Origin of the sequence: Salinibacillus xinjiangensis, assembly GCF_009649735.1 — a bacterium.
Taxonomy (GTDB): domain Bacteria; phylum Bacillota; class Bacilli; order Bacillales; family Alkalibacillaceae; genus Salinibacillus; species Salinibacillus xinjiangensis.
Genome location: NZ_WJNH01000006.1, coordinates 155,379 through 173,841, shown reverse-complemented (window position 1 = coordinate 173,841; position 18,463 = coordinate 155,379). Strand labels below are relative to the sequence as shown.

Here is an 18,463-nt window from a genome sequence, read left to right as displayed (position 1 = left end):
TCACTTTATTAAAACAGTTGATAAAACCAGACATGGGGCAAAAATTGCTGCCACCAGTGCTCTGAATCAGATACCATTGTCAAAACTCCTATCAGATACGAGGATAACGAATACACGATGCCCACCATTAAAAACACATTTCGTTTCCATAAAACTTGTCTTAAAAGAATAGTTAGTAAACAGGCTGCCAATAGTATCCAAAAAGAGTTTACAATCCAAGGACCCTCAGATATCGGAAGTTTCAAGGTCGTCAACATACAAATTGCTACTAAAATCAGGACGGAAAATATAATATTTAATAAATAAAAGCGTCCGTAAAAGCCCTTTAAGCTACCGCTTGTCACTTGAAGTCTTATGAATAAACCCTTTTGTTTCCACTGATCTAGAACCAGTAACTGTATAGCAAAAATAATCCATGCATACCATATCCAAAAGCCAAACAAACCTGCAGCGAGTTGATCATCAATGGCATTTTCCCTCAAAGGTTGTTCAGCTTCATTCCTTGAGCTGACAAATTCCATCTGAAATAAAGGCTCCGGCTCCCAATAACTGTCGGAGTGTTCAAATGCAGTTTGCCATTGTTCTTCTGAGGAATTTCTGGTTAACTCTGCTAAGTCATTGGCAGCTTTACTGTTTAATGTAAAACGCATCACTTCGGCTGCTACTTTCTCTTTAACAAAAGTATCTAAGACTGAGTTTTCGGTCCGAATCCAGATTATTTGGTCACGAATTTTTCCGGCGGTAATATCATCCTGAAAATTTGGATTGAGCATAAAAGCAGCTTCAACCTCCTGAGTTGATACCGCTCGATAGGCCTCCTCCTCATTCAAGTGAAAAAGCAAAATTCGAGGATGCTCATCTATTCGCTTGGCAAGTGTTTGAATCATGTCTGTTTCTTCATCTGCTACCCATGCAATGGGAACCTCACTTTGTTCCACTGTGTTGGCTACAAATGGAACAATCGCTAATAACAAAAAGAAGGGAAGGAGAATGATAAAAACAAGTCTCCATTTATTTTGATGGATTAATTTATGAAGAAGTAAGAGATAGGTACCCATCCTTCCTCTCCTTTCTCCAAACCTTGAACAAGGTGAACAACATTAAAATGCCGATCATGAAACCAAGAGTAATCCAATTTTGGAATGGTATTTCTTCTGACAATATAGATATCTCAATACCTTCATAAATTTGATAAAAGGGTGAAAAGACACTTAAACTCTCAACCCATGCGGGAAGATAAACCAATGGCAACCAAATACCACTCATGAAATACAAAAGGGATATGACTATAATAAAGAGTCCTGTACGACTGGTTTGATTGGCAATAAACCAATCCAATAGGCTAAGAATAATTGCAAATAGGAGACTAATGGCAAGCCATGTCCCAAAGGTTTTGAACTCCAACAACCAGTCCATTTTCATCAAGCCATATAGTAGTAAACTTATGGATACAAGATTTAGAAACAAAAGAATAACATATAGCAAAAACTGACTCCAAAACCATGTAAAGGAGGTACAGTGAAAGGTGCGTAGGCGATGACGAATCCCTTGGTCCTCGTCTTTTTGAGTAAACATCTGAAAGAAAATTGCGGATAGCATACAGCTAGTTAAAATAAAGGCAATCATTCCATGCTGTTTCCACCCTAGTGCCGAGCCGGATTCAATCATTTCCGTCTCAAACAGCTCATTTCGATCTAAGGCAAAAAGAGTGTATTGGACAATGAATTGCTGTAATAATTCATTGGGATTGTCCTGTTCCACTAAGTCTTGAATATACAAATCATACACCGTGTTGATGGCGCTTTGAGCAGCTGATATATATTGAGCCCCACTATCTAGAAGCAATTTGACCATATTTGCTGATAAAGGGTTGTCCTCATTTGTGGTAACCGTTATGGGGGTGTTTACCCCCGAACGTAAATCACTCGTAAAGCCTTCAGGTATCTCAATTAACGCTACGACCTGATTGGATTGAAAGGCTTTATTTGCTTTTGGTTCTGAGTAAGGCGTAATTTCAATGGCATCTTGTAACGCTTCTTCATTTTGTAATTGATTGGCTAGAGTTTGAGTTTCAAATGTTTGATCATGATCGACTAAAGCAACATGAACCTTTTCTGTTTGGTTTGTTGTCGCTTGCGAAAACACGTAAATAAAGCTACCTAGTAGAACAAATGGAAAACACATGAGTATCAAAAAAAGAGCAGGTTGTTTCATGATCCTTTTCCATTTATATCGCAACAATGTCCAGATCATCCCAACCCGCTCCCTTATATTTAAACGTCTATTTATCTATTTTACCAAAATTCTAGAATCCGCCCATTCCACCTAGGGCACCGAACATGGACTGATAATAATTCATTGCATTTTGTTCAATTTCCTTCAGAATTTGCTGTAATTCTTGATCAGACTTCTCAAATACATGTACAGCATTCTCCCCAATCGTAGGGAATTCTGGATTATCTGTAAAGGTGTATTCCGTTTCACCTGTAAGGGTAACACCAGCTGTGATTGGCCCCATGTTAGGGTCTTCCATAGCTACATCTAAGCCAAATTCAAAGTCTCTTTGGGCTTTATCATCTTCATCAGAAACATTCATGATTAAAGAGCCACTAACATCAGGAATTTCTTGAACTTCAGGCTTGTTAACAACAAGGTTAAAGTGAGTCTCAGAGTTATTTTCTTTGAGGACTGTTTCAGCCTCTACTCCAAAGTCCACTTCCGTTTGATTATCTGAAAAGGCAACATTTAAGTTATGATTGACTTTGTATTGCTCACCATCTGGTGAACCATCCTCTGAATATTGAACCAATAATTGCCCATCCTCTGAGGAAGGCACAGCTTTAACTTGGAAATTAAATTCATATTGGTCATCACCTTTGTTAACCGTATCCATATTAAATGTGATAGCAACCTCTTCCTGGGAAGCAGTATCCATTACATCAAAGCTCAGAATACGATGTTCAACGTAGTCCTTTGTCATATAAGCCTCATAATCCAAGCCATTCGGTAGATTGAGTTGATCAAGATTATTAATCAATACATCCATTTCTTCCTTTTGAATTTCTGCACTTCCAAATTGCGCAGTAAAACGCTCATCATTTTTCATTTCTGTTAAAATCTCTTTAAAAATATCCCGGACCTCTTCTTCTGTATAGTGGACTGAAAGCTTCGTATAGGTTGAGCCCTGATATTCTTCGCCTTCGGACACTTCTACCTTATCCTCACTTAGGTGATCTGAAATGATTTTTAAATAATCCTTTGCCATTTCCTCAAGCTGCTCAGGAGATAGCTGTTGGTCTACAAAATTAGGCAATTCTTCAAAAGGAACCTCAGTTGCTCCTTTTTGACGTAGGTCCTCACCAAATGTTTTATTATTGACAACGAAGTACTCATCATAAAGAACAGGGACTTGTAAAGCCGTGTTCTCTTCATTTTGATATATGTTTCCATCTAATAAACTATTTCCCTGCATGGCTACATCTGCACCAATATACGTTTCTTTTGTAGAAGGGTTTACCTTCGTATCCGTTGTTATTTCTAGTGATGAAATGACCCCTTGAATCATTCCTATCATTGGATCGGCTTGCGCCAGCTGCATGGGTAAATCGGTGTTAACCGAAAACGTTGAAGTTGCTTCATAGGGATCGCTCATTAGTTTTTCATTTATAGTTTTTGAATCCCCATAATAATCCTCATAATAAGCCCATGTTTCTTCAAATGTATTTTTCTCTGCGGTTACATATTGAACCAATGGGTTTTTATTGACTAATTGGTTATATCCATATACTCCTATCGCTCCAATTCCTATGACTAGAATGATAGAAATTATGGTGATTAACCCTTTCTTGTTTGACTTCTGGTTCATCTCGCACTCCCCTTTTTTATAATCTAATTTCCATTATATACCTCATTCCCCTTTTCGTTAATGGAAAAAATAAAAAAAACATCCCTTTACATCATAATAGGGATGTTTTAGCTATATGATAGGACTTTTGCCCTATTGGAGTTTTTTCTGCAGGCCAGGTGGAGTAAATTCTTCACCATTGCCTTTATGATTCCCCTTCTGGTTACCGTTGCCATTACCATTTTTCTTCTTTTCTAAGCCAGGAGGTGTTTTCTTATCGTTCTTTTGGTGACCCGGGGGTGTTTTTTTGTCCTCAAGGCCTGGAGGTGTGTCATTAGCACCCTTAAATGACCCAGAGGGCAATTCATCCTTTTTTTGTAAACCAGGAGGAATGCTTTCGTCCTCCTTTTCCTCATCGTTCACTTTTTTCTTAATCCCGGGAGGAACTGGTTTATCCTTTTCGATAAACTTCTCTATTAATTTTTGATGTACCTTATCATTTTTACTTTTATCATTCACGTTCGTTGTGTTTGAAGAAATGTTTTCCTGTTTTTTAGCTACCTCTTGAGCGTATAAATAATTCATAGACACTTTTTCTTTTTCCGCTTGGTCATGGATCTCTTTAGGTACCTCGAACGTCACTACCTCAACAGAGTCATCCTTTTCCTGATTCATATAGGATAGAATTTTTTCTGAAATATCTTCCTTTTTTTCAAGACTCTGTAGATAACTTACCCCAATCAAGACATCTTGATCTGATTCCATATAGCCAAATGCTTTTGTTTGTTGTACAATCATCATCGTTACAATTTCAACCGATTTATTCTTCCAATCACCGAGCTGCCCAACCACCTGCTGGGCTTCATCATTAAAAGGGGTTAGCTCAGTTACATTGAGCTTTTCGTTAATGGCAAGCTCAATACTTGGATTGATATCAACATTTACAAAAGCATATGCTTCATTCGATTGGTTCCAAAACAACATGGGTGTGAATACGAGTAATAGGACAAGGGCAATCGACGTTACAACACGGGTATTCCATAAAGAGGAAATCTGCTCAAAAAAGTTGATTCGTGCCACCTTAAATTCAATCTCTTCACCAATTTGACAATCATTTTTATACCTTGTTTTATGGAAGGTCCCATCAGCCGCCATTACAATCACATGCTGTCGGTTCTTTTCCATCACGATCCCTTTTTTCACAGATCCACCTCCCTCAAATAATCCTTCAAATAAATATAATCACCACACAAAATCACAAATAAGGCTAAAATAAATTTTCGATTACGCTCTAAGGTTTTGCGACTAACAGATACGTAATCTACTAAATCCTTCATCGGCAAGCGCTTTTTCTCTTTTACGTAGTTACGCAATGGCTCTTCATGATAAATTATTTTGGCGACCTGTATGGCAGATTGTCTTGCATCCACATGTTTAGGCGATATTTTGGTCAATTCTTCAAAGGAAATTTGATATTCCTGCAATTGCCGTTGAAACTCCAAAATTTCTTCTCTTCTCTGCCACGTTTCGGTTTCTTGCTGAAATTTATCTTTAGCTACTTGCACCTCTAAGAGATTTTCCATTTGCTCTTCATCTTCATGATCTTGATCAATGGACAAATCCACTTGCTTTCTTTGTTCACTACGTAAATAGTCAATGACCTTTCTCTTCACTACAAGCTTTGCAAAAGATAGAAAGGAGTTCCCCTTATCAACTGAATATTGCTTAATCGCCTGATCAAACGCGATAAGTCCAATACTAAACTCATCGTCTGTTTTGGGATCTATATATTTTTTACAAACTTCAGATACATTTTTGGCGATAAAAGGTTGATACTTTTTCAGTAGATCATTTCTTGTTCTTTCATCACCGTTTTGGGCGGAAAGAACCTGATCCTCCAAGGAGTTTGAGTCCCCCTTGTTTCGTTTAAGTAGGCGTCCAATCAACCTTTTCCACCTCCAAACATTATAGTATTCGTACTTAATCTCATTTTACTGAGTGTCATATTACGGTTTTTTTCATTTTTATTTCATTTAGGTAACAGGCTTGACCCATTTTTGTCATAAAAGCTCGAAATGGGAATGGCCAGTCCAATCTTTCCATGTTCATCACGGTTCGTCGTGGCAAACACGATTCCAATCACTTCACCATCCATATTAATCACTGGACTCCCACTATTTCCTTTATAAATAGGGGCTTGTAGCATCATGGCTGAACCTTCAATACTACTTGTCTCCGTTAGTCCAATGACTTCACCTTCATTCGCAATACCATTAAAGTTTAATGGATTGCCAATAAAATAGATATGTTCGTTCTCCTCAAATGATGCTGTAGAGGATAATGTCAAATACGGGAGATTCTCACCCTCAACCTTTAAAAGAGCGAGATCGATTTCGGGGTATGCGCCGACAATTTCGGCTTCAAATAGTTCACCATTAGGAAATCCTACGTTTAAATGAGGACCTTCATCGATGACATGATGATTCGTTAAAATGTAGCCATCAGATGAAATGGCAAAGCCTGTTCCTTTGCCTTCCCCAGTTTCTACAACAACAACGGATTCCTGATAATAATCTATTTCATCTAATGTAGATAATTTAGCAGAAGTTTGTAGAAAGTCAATGATAGGGAGGGAAAAAGTTTTTGGTAAAAACTGCATAACACTAATGACCATAAAAATGGCAATAAGCCAAAACGCCCACTTAGGGTAGGGACGCTTTGGCTGTTGTTTTTGGTTTTCCTTTATTCGAGTCTTGTTTCTTTCTTCCTGTAATATTTCATAGACCTCTTCAACTTCAAGATCTTCATATAAATCCTCTTCATCTATTGTTTCTGGCTTTTGTTTTTCGTCATTCATATGATTACCCCTTTTTATCACGGCCTTACGATATGGATGTCAATTGCATTTTCCCCTGCTGCATTCTATACATTTGATAGTATTTGCCCTCGTGGTTAATTAGTTCCTCATGGGAACCTCTTTCTATTATTTTACCACGTTCTAGCACAAAAATTTGGTCAGCCTGCTGGATTGTTGATAAACGATGGGCAATGATTAAAGTAGTACGTCCTTTCTTCACCACATTCATCGCCTCTTGTATTAATCCTTCTGTTTCTGTATCTATATTAGCTGTTGCCTCATCTAAAATCAATATGGCCGGATCAAAGGCAAGGGCTCGAGCAAAGGAAATAAGCTGTCGTTGGCCTGTTGAAAATTCACTTCCGCTTTCCTTCACGGGTTCATCATAACCATTTGGTAATTTTTCAATAAACTGATCAGCACCTACTGCCTTGAGCGAATCAATCGCCTTTTCCCGACTAATAGATGGATCATTGAGCGTAATGTTAGATAAAATGGTTCCTGTAAAAATAAAGGGATCCTGCAGAACAATACCAATTGAGCTACGAACTTGCTGTCTGGATAATTCCATGGTATTCATGCCGTCAATCTCCATCCGCCCTTTTTGTGGATCATAAAACCGAAACAATAAATTCATTATGGAACTCTTTCCTGAACCAGTGTGCCCTACGAAGGCCGCTGTTTCCCCTGGTCTCACATGAAAGCTAACATTACGAATTACGTATTCCTTATCGTCATAAGCGAAGGAAACATTTTTAAACCGCACATCTCCTTGATAGCGTTCCATCAGTTGATCGTTGACCGCCTCACCTGGGACATCAAGCAATTCAAAAACCCTCGCTCCAGCAACTCGCGCCTGCTCAAGCTGTGGAAATTGGCTCACAATCTGATTGACAGGCTCAAATAACCTCGTTAAATAATCCACAAAGGCATATAATACACCAGCAGTGACGATGGTAGTCCCTGAAATGGATTGACTGCCGAAATACCAGATAACACTTAAAAATGCTAGCCCTCTCAAAATTTTTACAAGGTTAAATGACGTGAGAGCGGTTAAGGTGTTCATTCTGATCTGATAGTCATAATGACGCTCATTTAAAGTTTCAAATTCATCCTTAGCCATCTTAGTACGACGGAAGGCTTGAATAATAGGCATACCTTGAATGGATTCATTGATATTGGCGTTAATTTCACTCACGGTTGAGCGAATGACACGGTTATATTTTCCAGCATAGTTTTTAAAAAGTCGCATCCAAATATACATAATAGGCAATAAGACTAAACAAATCATCGCCAGTCTTACATCCAATAAAAATAGGGCAATAAAAATACCAGCCATATAAACAAATCCATCGACGAAGGTTTCAAGGACCTTCATATATAATTCTTTAATGGCCTCTGTATCATTGGTGACTCTCGCTACGATTTTACCTGCAGGCCTGTCGACAAAATGCTGCATGGGAAGTTCTTGAATATGTCCAAACACATCATTCCTCATTTTTTGGATGATTCGATTGGCAGATAACTGTAGCAAATATGTCTTATAATATTGGAAGAAGGCCGCAAAGAATAGTAATCCTAAATATAATCCTAACAGCTTTGCAATCGGCTCCATATCCGGATTGGTGACTCCTACAATGTGGTTGTCGATAACCAGTTTGGCAATAAACGGTCCGGTTAACTCTAGCCCTACAGATATAATTAAGCACACAATACCAATCCAGATCGTTTTTTTGCTACTCATGGCATATTGAAATAAACGTTTTTCGGTAGACCCTTTCATTAGCTATCCACCTCCTCCATTTGTTGAATCGTATATTGGGTTTTATACCAACCACCATGACTGATTAATTCATCATGGGTACCTCTTTCCACAATCCTGCCATTCTCTAAGACGATAATTTGATCCGCATGCTTAACAGCCGATAATCGGTGAGCAGAAATGAAGGTGGTCTTCTCGTTTCGCTCACGCTTTAAATGTGAAATAATGTTGGCTTCTGTTTTCCCATCTACGGCTGATAAAGAGTCATCAAGCATTAAAATTTCTGGATTCATCAGTAAAGCTCTTGCTAAGGAAACACGTTGTTTTTGTCCTCCAGAAAGTGTTACTCCACTTTCACCAACAAGGGTTTCAAGTCCATTTGGCAGATTGTCGATATCCTCTTTTAAGGAAACAGATTCTAGTATACTCTCAATCTCATCATCATCTTTCGGACCACAACCGTACAACAGGTTTTCCCTTACTGTTTTAGAAAATAAAATATGATCCTGTGGTACATAGCCCATCCACTGTCTTGTCTGATCCAATGTGAATTGTTGTATTGGAATTCCATTGATTAGGACATCCCCTGTAGGAGGCTCATATTGACGCAATAATTGCTTGAGTAAGGTCGTTTTTCCTGCTCCAGTCTTACCAACAATGCCAATCGTTTCTCCACGAGTGATGGTCAAGTTGATATGATTTAATTGCAGTCCCTCTGTTTCTGGATAACGAAAGGAAACCTGCTTGAATTGAATCAGCTCTGGTAAAGCTACTGTCTTCGGATTCTCTGGATCCTTAACATCAGGCTTTTTGGCAAAGATATCTTCTACTCGGTCAATGGATGCATTTCCTCTTTGCATGACATTGATTAGTTCTCCAACGGCAATCATTGGCCAAATCAACATCCCTAAGTACACGTTAAAGGTGACAAGGTCCCCGAAGGAAATCTGATTATCAAAAACCATCAGTGCTCCATAACCAATTCCAATCGTATAGGAGAATCCAACTAAAACGTTTATCGTAGGCTCAAAAAACGCATCTACCTTTGCTACCTCAAGATTTTTCTGATAAACATCCTCCGTCATATCTCCAAACTGCTGTTCATCCCGTCTTTCCTGTCCAAATGATCTTGTCACTCGAACACCACGTATGGATTCTAACGTATAGTTATTTAACTCACTAAATGAATTCTGTGCACTCATAAAGCGGTTATGAATCTTTTTTCCATACTTATGAATGATATAGGCCATAAATGGCAGCGGAATTAAAGCCGCCAAAGTTAGCTTCGCATTAATCGTAAATATCATCATCAGGATGATAAATCCCATAAAAATCGTCGCATCCACTAAGGTTAAAATTCCAAATCCTGATGTCATCATAATGGCTTTTAAATCATTAGTAGAGCGGGCCATTAGGTCCCCTGTGCGATATTGACCAAAAAAGCGCGGAGTCATTTTCAAAAAATGACTCATTAACATCGATCTCATCTTGCGCTCTAATAAAATAGCTCGCCCAAATAAGGTATAATCCCAAAAAAACGACAATCCATAGCTTAATATAATAAGACCAATAAAAATTAACAAAAGCTCAGTAAGTCTACCAGATGTCAAGGTTTGATATTGAATTTCATCAATGGCCATCCCCACCAACTTGGGTGGAAATAGTTCAATGACATTGACTATTGTTAAGGCTAAAATAGCTAATAAATATCTTAGCCATTGTTCTTTGAAATACCAAGATAGTTTCCTAAATACACTAAACATTATTTTTCCCCTCCCATTTCTTTAGCTGCTGTTTGAACGTTCGCTATCCACCATCTATCCGATCCTTTTCTTTACCTAACCATTGAATTGATAGCTGTAGCATAAACCTTCCTCCTTCATGTTTCATTAATAAATGAACTCGAAAATTAAACATACCTACACCTTCCCTTCCCTAAAAAAACAAAAAACGCATACGTTCGTGACGTATGCGTACGGAGAATTGTGTTTTGTGAATGCTGCTACACAAAATTCTCTTATACTACTAATCCTTAAAGCTATTTAAGGATTAAAAAAAGGTCACGAATATGTTCCGTGACCTTTACAAACTAATTTGGGTAAAAATGTTGCTGACAACAGTATGAAACCATAAGAGTTCCTTACCGATGACGAGACAAAGAGGTCACGGATAAAAATGTGAAGTTGTTTACTAATAATACTGAATATTGCTGTTGTTGCTGTTGATCAATTCCTCGATTTTTAATCATTGTTCGTGACCTCCTTTTCATTTACGATTTTTTCAATGCTCATAAATTATATATTTTTCAAAAAGTTACGTCAATAGTTTTTAAGAAAATTTTTCCTAATGATTATTTTTTACTCGAACTTAACTCCCTGTCCAATCAAAATAACTAGAACAAGAATGCCCACAATGGTTCCAACAAAAATAAACGAAAAGGTTCTCGACACATTGGCTTTTTGAACCTCACGCCAACGAACAGGGCGTATGCCGCTGATGGAAAAAATAGTGATTGCGGACAGCAGGATACAAGTAGTGTTCACCGTAATTAACAGGGCGGATCCATAAGCGTCAATCCACAATGCTTGTCCAATAGATAATCCAACAGCAATGGTTGGAGGAAGCAGGGCTACTGCAACCATTACACCTACCAGATTCCCGGATAATCGATTCAACGTAGCAAGCGCACCCGCTGCACCAGAGGCTAAAGCTAAGAAAAAGTCCGATATGGTAACCTCTGTTCGGGCAATAAACTGATCATTTTCAGTCCCCATTCGAAAAAAGTAGCTAAACAGGATTGAAATAGCGACAACGATGACAAAACCAAATAAAAAAGTGAGTGTGGATTGTCCCACCTTTTTATAGTCTCCTAATATAGCCGAAAAGGCAATCGATATAATTGGTCCAATCATCGGGGCAATAACCATTGCTCCAATGACGACTGCCTCACTATTCTTCAGGAATCCAACAGTGGCGACAATCGCTGACAAAATAATGAGAAGTGTATAATTAGTGGTAATATGACTGTTTTTGTCAATGGTTTGAATCAACTCCTGTCGACTCGCCCTCATCAGAGTTGATTGCTCTTCTTCCTCCTTCTCCTCTTTGGATTCGTTCTTCTCCTGCAAGGTTTCTCTGGACATATATGTCTGGACTGGGATTAATATCGTCTCAAACCCTTCAGCCACAGCTGATACACTCTCAAGATAATTTAGTATATCTTCTACATCTTTGCTCTCTACGACCATTCGCACAAGATATAGGTCCTCTCTTTCCTTAAAGGTGGAAAAGGAAAGATGGGGGAATTCTTGAAGCTTTGTTTTCGTTTTTTCAAAATGCTTCATAGGAATAAATATTTCGATTAACTGCATTTTCATATTAATGGCTTCCTTTTCTGACTATTATATTCTGATTTGACCTTCTTATATCCCCATGCTTAGGAGATTGTTTATGATTAGTATTCGTAATTGGGGGTGCCATTTATGCTTTGACACAAAAGACTTGAATTTAACCGCAGATATTATTTTGTAGAAGAAACCTACTTTCACAGATGACGAAGTAACCAGGACTTCGCTTAATATCAGACCAAACTTGTCATAATTTTATAATGTCCTAAACCATAAAAAAACTGTGTTAGTAAGAATCAATAGGCATTTCTTACTAACACAGTTCACATTACATTCCCCTGATGAGGAAAGAAAATAGAATATTTTCTTTCATGAAAATGTTTTTGGGAGTTTTTATTTTAGTTCCAGTTTATCCAGTGTCCGTCTGGTTCAACACTTGCAAAACGAACCCAATTATTTTGAACTTTTTCTCGTAATGAGGAATCGTTATTTAATAACCGCTCTACATATTTGCTAGGTGCTTGGATGACAATCAGCAAACGAAGAGGAGAATGAAAAGCCTCATGGTCTGATTCCATGACGGATTGCCAAGGTAATCCAGTCAATAAGTCACTCGCATTCCCCTGCATTACACCGATGCCTGAAGTAACAGTTTGCATTGCTTTATTCCCACTACCATAATAATGAGGCGCTACCGTTGAAGCGTAATATTGCAGGTTAATCCATTGACTAACTGTACCTGGTCCTGCAATGATATTTGCTAGGAGTTCTCCACTTTCATCCTGCTTCCAATCATAATTATGAAGGAATACCCTACCTTCCAAGTCACAATCCTTAGTTAGTTCACGTTGTCCGATTATAAAAGCAGCATTACGTGCTAAGCCCCACTCAGGACGTATTTCACTCCAATCTTCCGCAAAACGGTGTGCCTCAGCATTGGGATCTTTAAAAACCGATTTAAAATTAGGTAATAGGGCTAGACGCTTTGAATTTGCACGTTGACTTACTTTCGGTAGTATGGCTTGGATATAATTAAATGCTTCTTGAGCTGTTTCCGAAAGTTCTGGAACATAAATCCAGTCTAATTCATCTACCGTTGTTTTATGCTCAGCGGCCACGAAAACGGTTTTCTCGGGAATTTCAATCCCTTCAGAAGACAGTTCTGCCCTTACCTCTGGAAGGTTACATAAAGTAGCCAAAACCCTTGCATTGAAACCACCTGATGCTCCACCGCAGGCACCACATTCAAGTGCTGAAGCATAAGGGTTGTTTGTACTTTGACTTCCATGACCGCATATAACGACTAACGATGCAAAATTCTCTGTTAATCCCATTAGCTTTAGAGCTTCACGTACATATTTCACTTTTTCTTCTGCAGAAAAACCAACAGGTAACTCTGCTTCTATGTTTTTATCATGATTAAGGGTGAGCGCTGTATTAGGTTTACGTAACCAGGTCTCACGAAGGTTACGTATAAAACGATTTGCTTTTTTCGGTACAAAGCTACGTGCTACCATTTGTAGACTAAGCCATGGTCCACTTAGTTCAGGTAAAAGTAAGCTTGAAAGTACATTCTGTTTCATCATTTTAAATGTGTAAGTTAAGGAGTTCACTGCCGACTTACGTTGTTGGTATGATTTGAGTTCATAGTCATTTACGGACTCTTTTATTATATGCTGAGGCTTTGATATAACCGGCAAGGAAGGATGACTGTGATTACTCCCAAGTTCACTAGTTGCAATGGGTACCCCAAAGAAACCGGCAATTCCAATCGTTTCAAACGGACCTTCTTTTTCAAGTTGGCGACGAAAAGGTTCTGATCGTACATCAATACAGAAGACAAATTGTGCTAATTTAGACTTTTTATCATCAGCCTCACGTTGTTTAGCGCCTATTTTCTGACATAATTGTTCAGAATATGTTTGTTCCCATGCTTCTAGACAAATTTTCCTACGAACCATATCATTAAATTGATAGGCAAAAGTTAAATATTCGTTTTGCTCAGCAACAGACAACTTTGACCAATCCTCAATGGAAAGCCCTCCCCAATGGAGCCATGATGCTATTAGAGGAACAACAGAAACTTCACTCTCAGATTGTTGATTGTGTAAAGGTAAGTACGGCTTAATGAGAGCATATTCCATGGAAACTCGTACTGCTAAATATTCTGTTAGGAGTTCTTGTTCTTGGCTAGACTGTCGGGAGCGCCAAAGCATCATCCCTGCCCACCCTGGTAAGGATAACAAATGACCTTCAAGGTAACCCTGTATTTGTGATTCAGGAATTTCTAGAGCGAATATAGCCTTTTTCAAAGCCAATTTTGCCTCTTTTGGAAAACCTATTAGATGTTTACGCTGTTTTTTACTTAGTGCTGGATCATATTGAATAAGACGCTGCCATGCACGATAAAAACCTTCCTCACGATTGGGCATTTTCCAGCCTGCCTGTGAATCATCAAGATACAATTTACACCACATAATCATATGATAATCGAGAAGGTCGACTAAACGTTTACCTCCTTCAATGTCTATACGAGAACTTATTGGTTGCATTGAATGATCGATACTATCCGTATTCAATCCACTAAATTCTTCTGCCAATACCTTAAGCTTTTGTGATGATAATAGGTAAGAAGGTAATGAATCTAATTTTAGTGCAGAATGACAATATTGCTCTAATGTTTCCCGCGGTATTTTAAAGGAATGTGAATCAATCCAACGCTGCAGACCCATTTTTATATAAGTTTCATCTATCTCACCATTGCTCTTTGCAGAAATGATCATAGATGCACTAGGGTATATATCAACATTACGACTATTTTTCAACCAAGCTGCTACCCTGTCAAAGGAATGCTTTTCGAGTCCCATCCAAGGATTACGTGCAGCAAATGTAGAAATAGACCAAAGTGGCGCAATTACTCGGCTAGCTGATTTAGTTAATACTTCAATATCTATTTCCTTATGATTTATATCTGAATCTTTCTTATTTATTTTTTGTTTCGTTAATACAGATGTTCCGCTCATCACTGATTACCTCCTTGTGTTTATTAAGTGTTTAAGGTAGTTTGGATGGCTATCTACTGACTTTAGTTTTGCTTCACCTAATCGTACTAACCAAAGATAAAGTGCTGGGAAAATAGAGGATGAATGATTACGAGCACCCCACGTACCAATAGCACTACCGAGTAATAAGAGACCTACGACAATGATGACAACTGATATTGGAAGTTGAACACTTTGATTAACGCTTATATGCAACCACTCATAAAAGAGGTTATGAATAATAAAATAAACGATAGCAAAAACTCCTATAATTGATAAACCAACAATCCGACCAATTCTCCCCTCTCCCAAAGCTACGAGCTGTGTCCAAGAAACGGACAATGACCATCCTAAGATTAATGCACTAATCAATGGATATCCCGCAACAGGAGCCATGAGCCAGAAAGAAACACCTACAATTAACCCTAAAGCTCGCCCTACCATAATCCATAAATAGGATGAACTTTCATTAACGTGAGTGGATAATTCAATATGACGTACTGCAGAGCCAGCCTGTAAAAACAGCGTAGCCTTAAACAAACCATGTAATACAAGATGAATAACAGCTGCTACATACGCACCTAATGCACATTGAATAAGCATAAATCCCATTTGTCCCATCGTGGAGCCTACTAGCTGTCGTTTATAGTCTACCTGTACTAAATTAATTCCAGATCCTAACAAAACGGAAATACTTGCAAGAATAATTAAAATAATTGAAGCTATATCACCGTTAAACAAAGGCGAAAATCGAGTTAGTATTATTCCACCAGCATTCACTAGACCTGCGTGCATAATAGCAGAAACAGGAGTTGGAGCAGCTACAGATTCAATTAACCATCTTTGAAAAGGCCATTGAGCTGCAGGTATAATTACTGTTAATACAATCAATAAACTAATACCAGTTCTCTCCCATGTTCCAAGCTGTGCTAAATTTTCATTTGTTAAAGCTAATGAAAATTGCCATTGGCCTGTAGCTTGAAAAAGCCAAATAGCTGCGAATAACAATGAAAGCCAACTTAGCATAAAAAAACGCTTAGAAACTCTTGCCGCTTCACTAACCACTTGCCATCTTCGGTTTAACCCTATAAGGATGGTCAATCCGACTAAAGTCACTCCCCAAAATAAAACCAAAAAGCGGAGATCACCACATAACCATGTAATTGAAGCAGCACCTGTAGTGAAAGTAAAATATGCAAAATACTTTCGATAAGAGTAGTCCCCCATAAAATAACGTATAGAAAAACGTTGAATGATTAAACCAATAGTAAGAACAAAGAAGACTACTAACCAAGCTAATGAATCTAAAAACCAAGGACCAATAGTATCATAATTCACATTGGTATTAACAAGAGCTAATAAGGAAATCAAGGGCGGTATAGCATTAATCCCTATATGGATACGAACAAAACTCAACGGTACTCTTGGATGTAACAGTAATATTCCACTTAGCCCTGAAGCAATTAGCATAATAAAGAATAATGTTAACAACATTGTTGAACTCAGCGAAACTAACATAAAATATTCTCCCCTCATAGTATAAAAAAATTATTGGGAATGATTTTCTATATCTTTTAAAATAGAATTATGTTTATACAATAAAAAAACCGACAACTTCAAGGTTCAATGATGATTTCAATTCATTGAACCTTGAAAATTGTCGGTTTCACTTCAACTAACTCAGCAAAGTTTTTTGAAGAGCTCCCTTTTTTAGGTTTATTATATTTAGCATTCTAAAGAAAAAATCCTATTCCTTTTAATCAAATCCAATAAATATACCGTTTTACCTCCCACTCATTTTTATGGTTGGAAAGGTCTCCCGCTTATATTATATCAACTAAATTTTTCTATTTCATCTTTTTTTGCAGATTACTTGACAATTTAAACACCATAAGACGTTCACCCGTTTTTGTACTTATATCTGTGTGGAAGGTTATCACTTCTTCCCCAGTTAGTTCCCTTATTAATTGGCCAAGATCTGTTCGACCTGATTCAACTAAATTTGAACGAGTATTTTTGATAGAGATTGCTCCATCACTTGTCTTACAAACCCTATATTCAGCTGGGGTTAAAATACCTTGTAAAGTAACTATAATCATATCTCTAAGAATATCAGTTTTAACAGAGACAGATCCACGTCCAAGAAAGTCTTTTTCCCATTGTGTTAACTTTTGGCTTATTTCCGCTTCCAATGCCCCTTTTGTCTTTTTAGAAAAATCCATATAACCTTCTCCCCCTAAATAAAACAAGGATATACTTTATCTTTTGACAAGGAGATAAAGTATATCCGACATATCATAATCTTAACCAAAACATCTAAAGGGACTTTTTTGTACAGTCAACCTTTCAATTCACTGTACACTAAAGTTCCTAATGAAATGGTTAATATTATATATTTTCGGACTCATCTTTATTTAATTTTAAATTGAAAAGATATATATGTCAATGTGAATCCAGATCAATAATCAATAGAATAGACAAAAATATATCTCAACGGTAATAACATTTAATTTTATTGCCAATTACAAATATAAAATTCATGGAATTGTATTAGGTCAGATACCTTATTTGTAAACGATTATTAGCGGGATTCATGTAGAAATTTCCCGGGAAATTTCTACATGAATCGATAACCTTATTAATAAATTACATTAAAAATGAAGAAAAGACATCGTTCCCTATGTGAATGTTGTCTTTTTACTACGATTAAAAATCATCCGGATGTGGTCCTGTACGATAATCTCGGTTTAGTTCATCGATTTTATTCATATCCTTTTCTGTTAACTCAAAATCAAAGATATCTGCGTTTTCCTTTTGGCGGTGAGACTTTGTCGATTTTGGAATGGTGATAATGTCATGCTGATAATCCCAACGGATAATAATTTGAGCTGGTGTCTTATTGTACTTTTTCGCCAATTCTTCTAAAACGGGATCATCTAAATAACGGCTTCTCCCTAGTGGCCCCCAAGCCTCTAATCGAATATCATTGGACTTACAATAGTCAAGAAGTTCCTTTTGGAAAAGCTGGGGATGAAATTCAACCTGGTTCACCATCGGCTTAATTTTAGCATCCTTCATGAGTTCTTCTAAATGGTGAATATGGAAATTACTCACGCCAATAGCGCGAACCTTTCCTTGATCATATAATTCTTCAAGAGCACGCCATGTATCCTTATATTTACCGGTTACAGGCCAATGCACCAAATAGAGATCAATGTAATCTAATCCTAGTTTTTGAAAGCTTTCCTCAAAGGCATTCAATGTATTTTCATATCCTTGGTCTGTATTCCAGACCTTTGTAGTTACAAAAATATCCTCGCGTTTAACACCACTTTCACGAATGGCTTGGCCTACTTCTTTTTCGTTATCATAAAAAGCTGCCGTATCAATACTTCTGTAGCCTATATCAAGGGCTGACTTGACTGTGTCTACTGCTTCGGTCCCCTTTTCTACTTTGTAGACTCCTAAGCCTACTTTTGGAATTTTGACACCATTATGTAAGGTTAAGGTTGTAGTAAGACTCAATTAAAACGACTCCTTTCAACTTGAGTATATTTTGATGATAATATTTTAATTTATGAATGGCAAATAAGAAGACTCTCCAGCGATGTT

13 protein-coding genes are annotated in these 18,463 nt (G+C 37.6%); all 13 read right to left on the bottom strand.

Features of this window, described 5'->3' with window-relative positions:
• Window positions 1-8: 8 nt before the first annotated feature.
• Window positions 9-1,058 carry an ABC transporter permease gene (locus GH754_RS11010; RefSeq protein WP_153728755.1) on the bottom strand — a complete coding sequence of 350 codons (1,050 nt, stop codon included), beginning with the start codon at window positions 1,056-1,058 and terminating at the stop codon, window positions 9-11.
• Window positions 1,030-2,184: an ABC transporter permease gene (locus GH754_RS11005; RefSeq protein WP_228550241.1), complete on the bottom strand. Its 1,155-nt coding sequence runs from the start codon at window positions 2,182-2,184 to the stop codon at window positions 1,030-1,032. Before GH754_RS11005 ends, GH754_RS11010 begins: the two co-directional genes overlap by 29 nt.
• Before the next feature lie 121 nt (window positions 2,185-2,305).
• Window positions 2,306-3,865 (bottom strand): DUF6583 family protein, encoded by a 1,560-nt coding sequence (locus GH754_RS11000; RefSeq protein ID WP_153728753.1) that lies wholly within the window; start codon window positions 3,863-3,865, stop codon window positions 2,306-2,308.
• Window positions 3,866-3,997: 132 nt separating this feature from the next.
• Window positions 3,998-5,047 carry an anti-sigma factor domain-containing protein gene (locus GH754_RS10995; protein WP_153728752.1) on the bottom strand — a complete coding sequence of 350 codons (1,050 nt, stop codon included), beginning with the start codon at window positions 5,045-5,047 and terminating at the stop codon, window positions 3,998-4,000.
• Complete coding sequence (gene sigI, locus GH754_RS10990) at window positions 5,044-5,790, bottom strand: RNA polymerase sigma factor SigI (protein WP_153728751.1); 747 nt, start codon at window positions 5,788-5,790, stop codon at window positions 5,044-5,046. Before sigI ends, GH754_RS10995 begins: the two co-directional genes overlap by 4 nt.
• Window positions 5,791-5,873: 83 nt before the next feature.
• Entirely contained in the window at window positions 5,874-6,701 is an 828-nt protein-coding gene (locus tag GH754_RS10985; RefSeq protein WP_153728750.1) for a S1C family serine protease, read from the bottom strand.
• A gap of 25 nt (window positions 6,702-6,726) precedes the next feature.
• Window positions 6,727-8,484 carry an ABC transporter ATP-binding protein gene (locus tag GH754_RS10980; RefSeq protein WP_153728749.1) on the bottom strand — a complete coding sequence of 586 codons (1,758 nt, stop codon included), beginning with the start codon at window positions 8,482-8,484 and terminating at the stop codon, window positions 6,727-6,729.
• Window positions 8,484-10,226 (bottom strand): ABC transporter ATP-binding protein, encoded by a 1,743-nt coding sequence (locus tag GH754_RS10975; RefSeq protein WP_153728748.1) that lies wholly within the window; start codon window positions 10,224-10,226, stop codon window positions 8,484-8,486. Before GH754_RS10975 ends, GH754_RS10980 begins: the two co-directional genes overlap by 1 nt.
• A gap of 594 nt (window positions 10,227-10,820) precedes the next feature.
• Entirely contained in the window at window positions 10,821-11,840 is a 1,020-nt protein-coding gene (locus GH754_RS10970; RefSeq protein ID WP_153728747.1) for a TIGR00341 family protein, read from the bottom strand.
• A 368-nt stretch (window positions 11,841-12,208) separates the two neighbouring features.
• Complete coding sequence (locus tag GH754_RS10965; RefSeq protein ID WP_153728746.1) at window positions 12,209-14,833, bottom strand: DUF2309 domain-containing protein; 2,625 nt, start codon at window positions 14,831-14,833, stop codon at window positions 12,209-12,211.
• 6 nt (window positions 14,834-14,839) lie between these two features.
• Complete coding sequence (locus GH754_RS10960) at window positions 14,840-16,369, bottom strand: NADH dehydrogenase subunit 5 (RefSeq protein WP_153728745.1); 1,530 nt, start codon at window positions 16,367-16,369, stop codon at window positions 14,840-14,842.
• Window positions 16,370-16,698: 329 nt separating this feature from the next.
• Entirely contained in the window at window positions 16,699-17,073 is a 375-nt protein-coding gene (locus GH754_RS10955) for a DUF2294 domain-containing protein (RefSeq protein WP_153728744.1), read from the bottom strand.
• A 484-nt stretch (window positions 17,074-17,557) separates the two neighbouring features.
• Window positions 17,558-18,376: an aldo/keto reductase gene (locus GH754_RS10950; RefSeq protein ID WP_153728743.1), complete on the bottom strand. Its 819-nt coding sequence runs from the start codon at window positions 18,374-18,376 to the stop codon at window positions 17,558-17,560.
• Between the last annotated feature and the right edge of the window lie 87 nt (window positions 18,377-18,463).

Coding starts and splice junctions, on each gene's coding strand:
- GH754_RS10955 (WP_153728744.1), bottom strand. CDS start 17,073: ATGGATTTTTCTAAAAAGACAAAAGGGGCATTGGAAGCGGAAATAAGC.
- GH754_RS11005 (WP_228550241.1), bottom strand. CDS start 2,184: ATGTGTTTTCCATTTGTTCTACTAGGTAGCTTTATTTACGTGTTTTCG.
- GH754_RS10960 (WP_153728745.1), bottom strand. CDS start 16,369: ATGTTAGTTTCGCTGAGTTCAACAATGTTGTTAACATTATTCTTTATT.
- GH754_RS11010 (WP_153728755.1), bottom strand. CDS start 1,058: ATGGGTACCTATCTCTTACTTCTTCATAAATTAATCCATCAAAATAAA.
- GH754_RS10985 (WP_153728750.1), bottom strand. CDS start 6,701: ATGAATGACGAAAAACAAAAGCCAGAAACAATAGATGAAGAGGATTTA.
- GH754_RS10970 (WP_153728747.1), bottom strand. CDS start 11,840: ATGAAAATGCAGTTAATCGAAATATTTATTCCTATGAAGCATTTTGAA.
- GH754_RS10975 (WP_153728748.1), bottom strand. CDS start 10,226: ATGTTTAGTGTATTTAGGAAACTATCTTGGTATTTCAAAGAACAATGG.
- GH754_RS10980 (WP_153728749.1), bottom strand. CDS start 8,484: ATGAAAGGGTCTACCGAAAAACGTTTATTTCAATATGCCATGAGTAGC.
- GH754_RS10965 (WP_153728746.1), bottom strand. CDS start 14,833: ATGAGCGGAACATCTGTATTAACGAAACAAAAAATAAATAAGAAAGAT.
- GH754_RS11000 (WP_153728753.1), bottom strand. CDS start 3,865: ATGAACCAGAAGTCAAACAAGAAAGGGTTAATCACCATAATTTCTATC.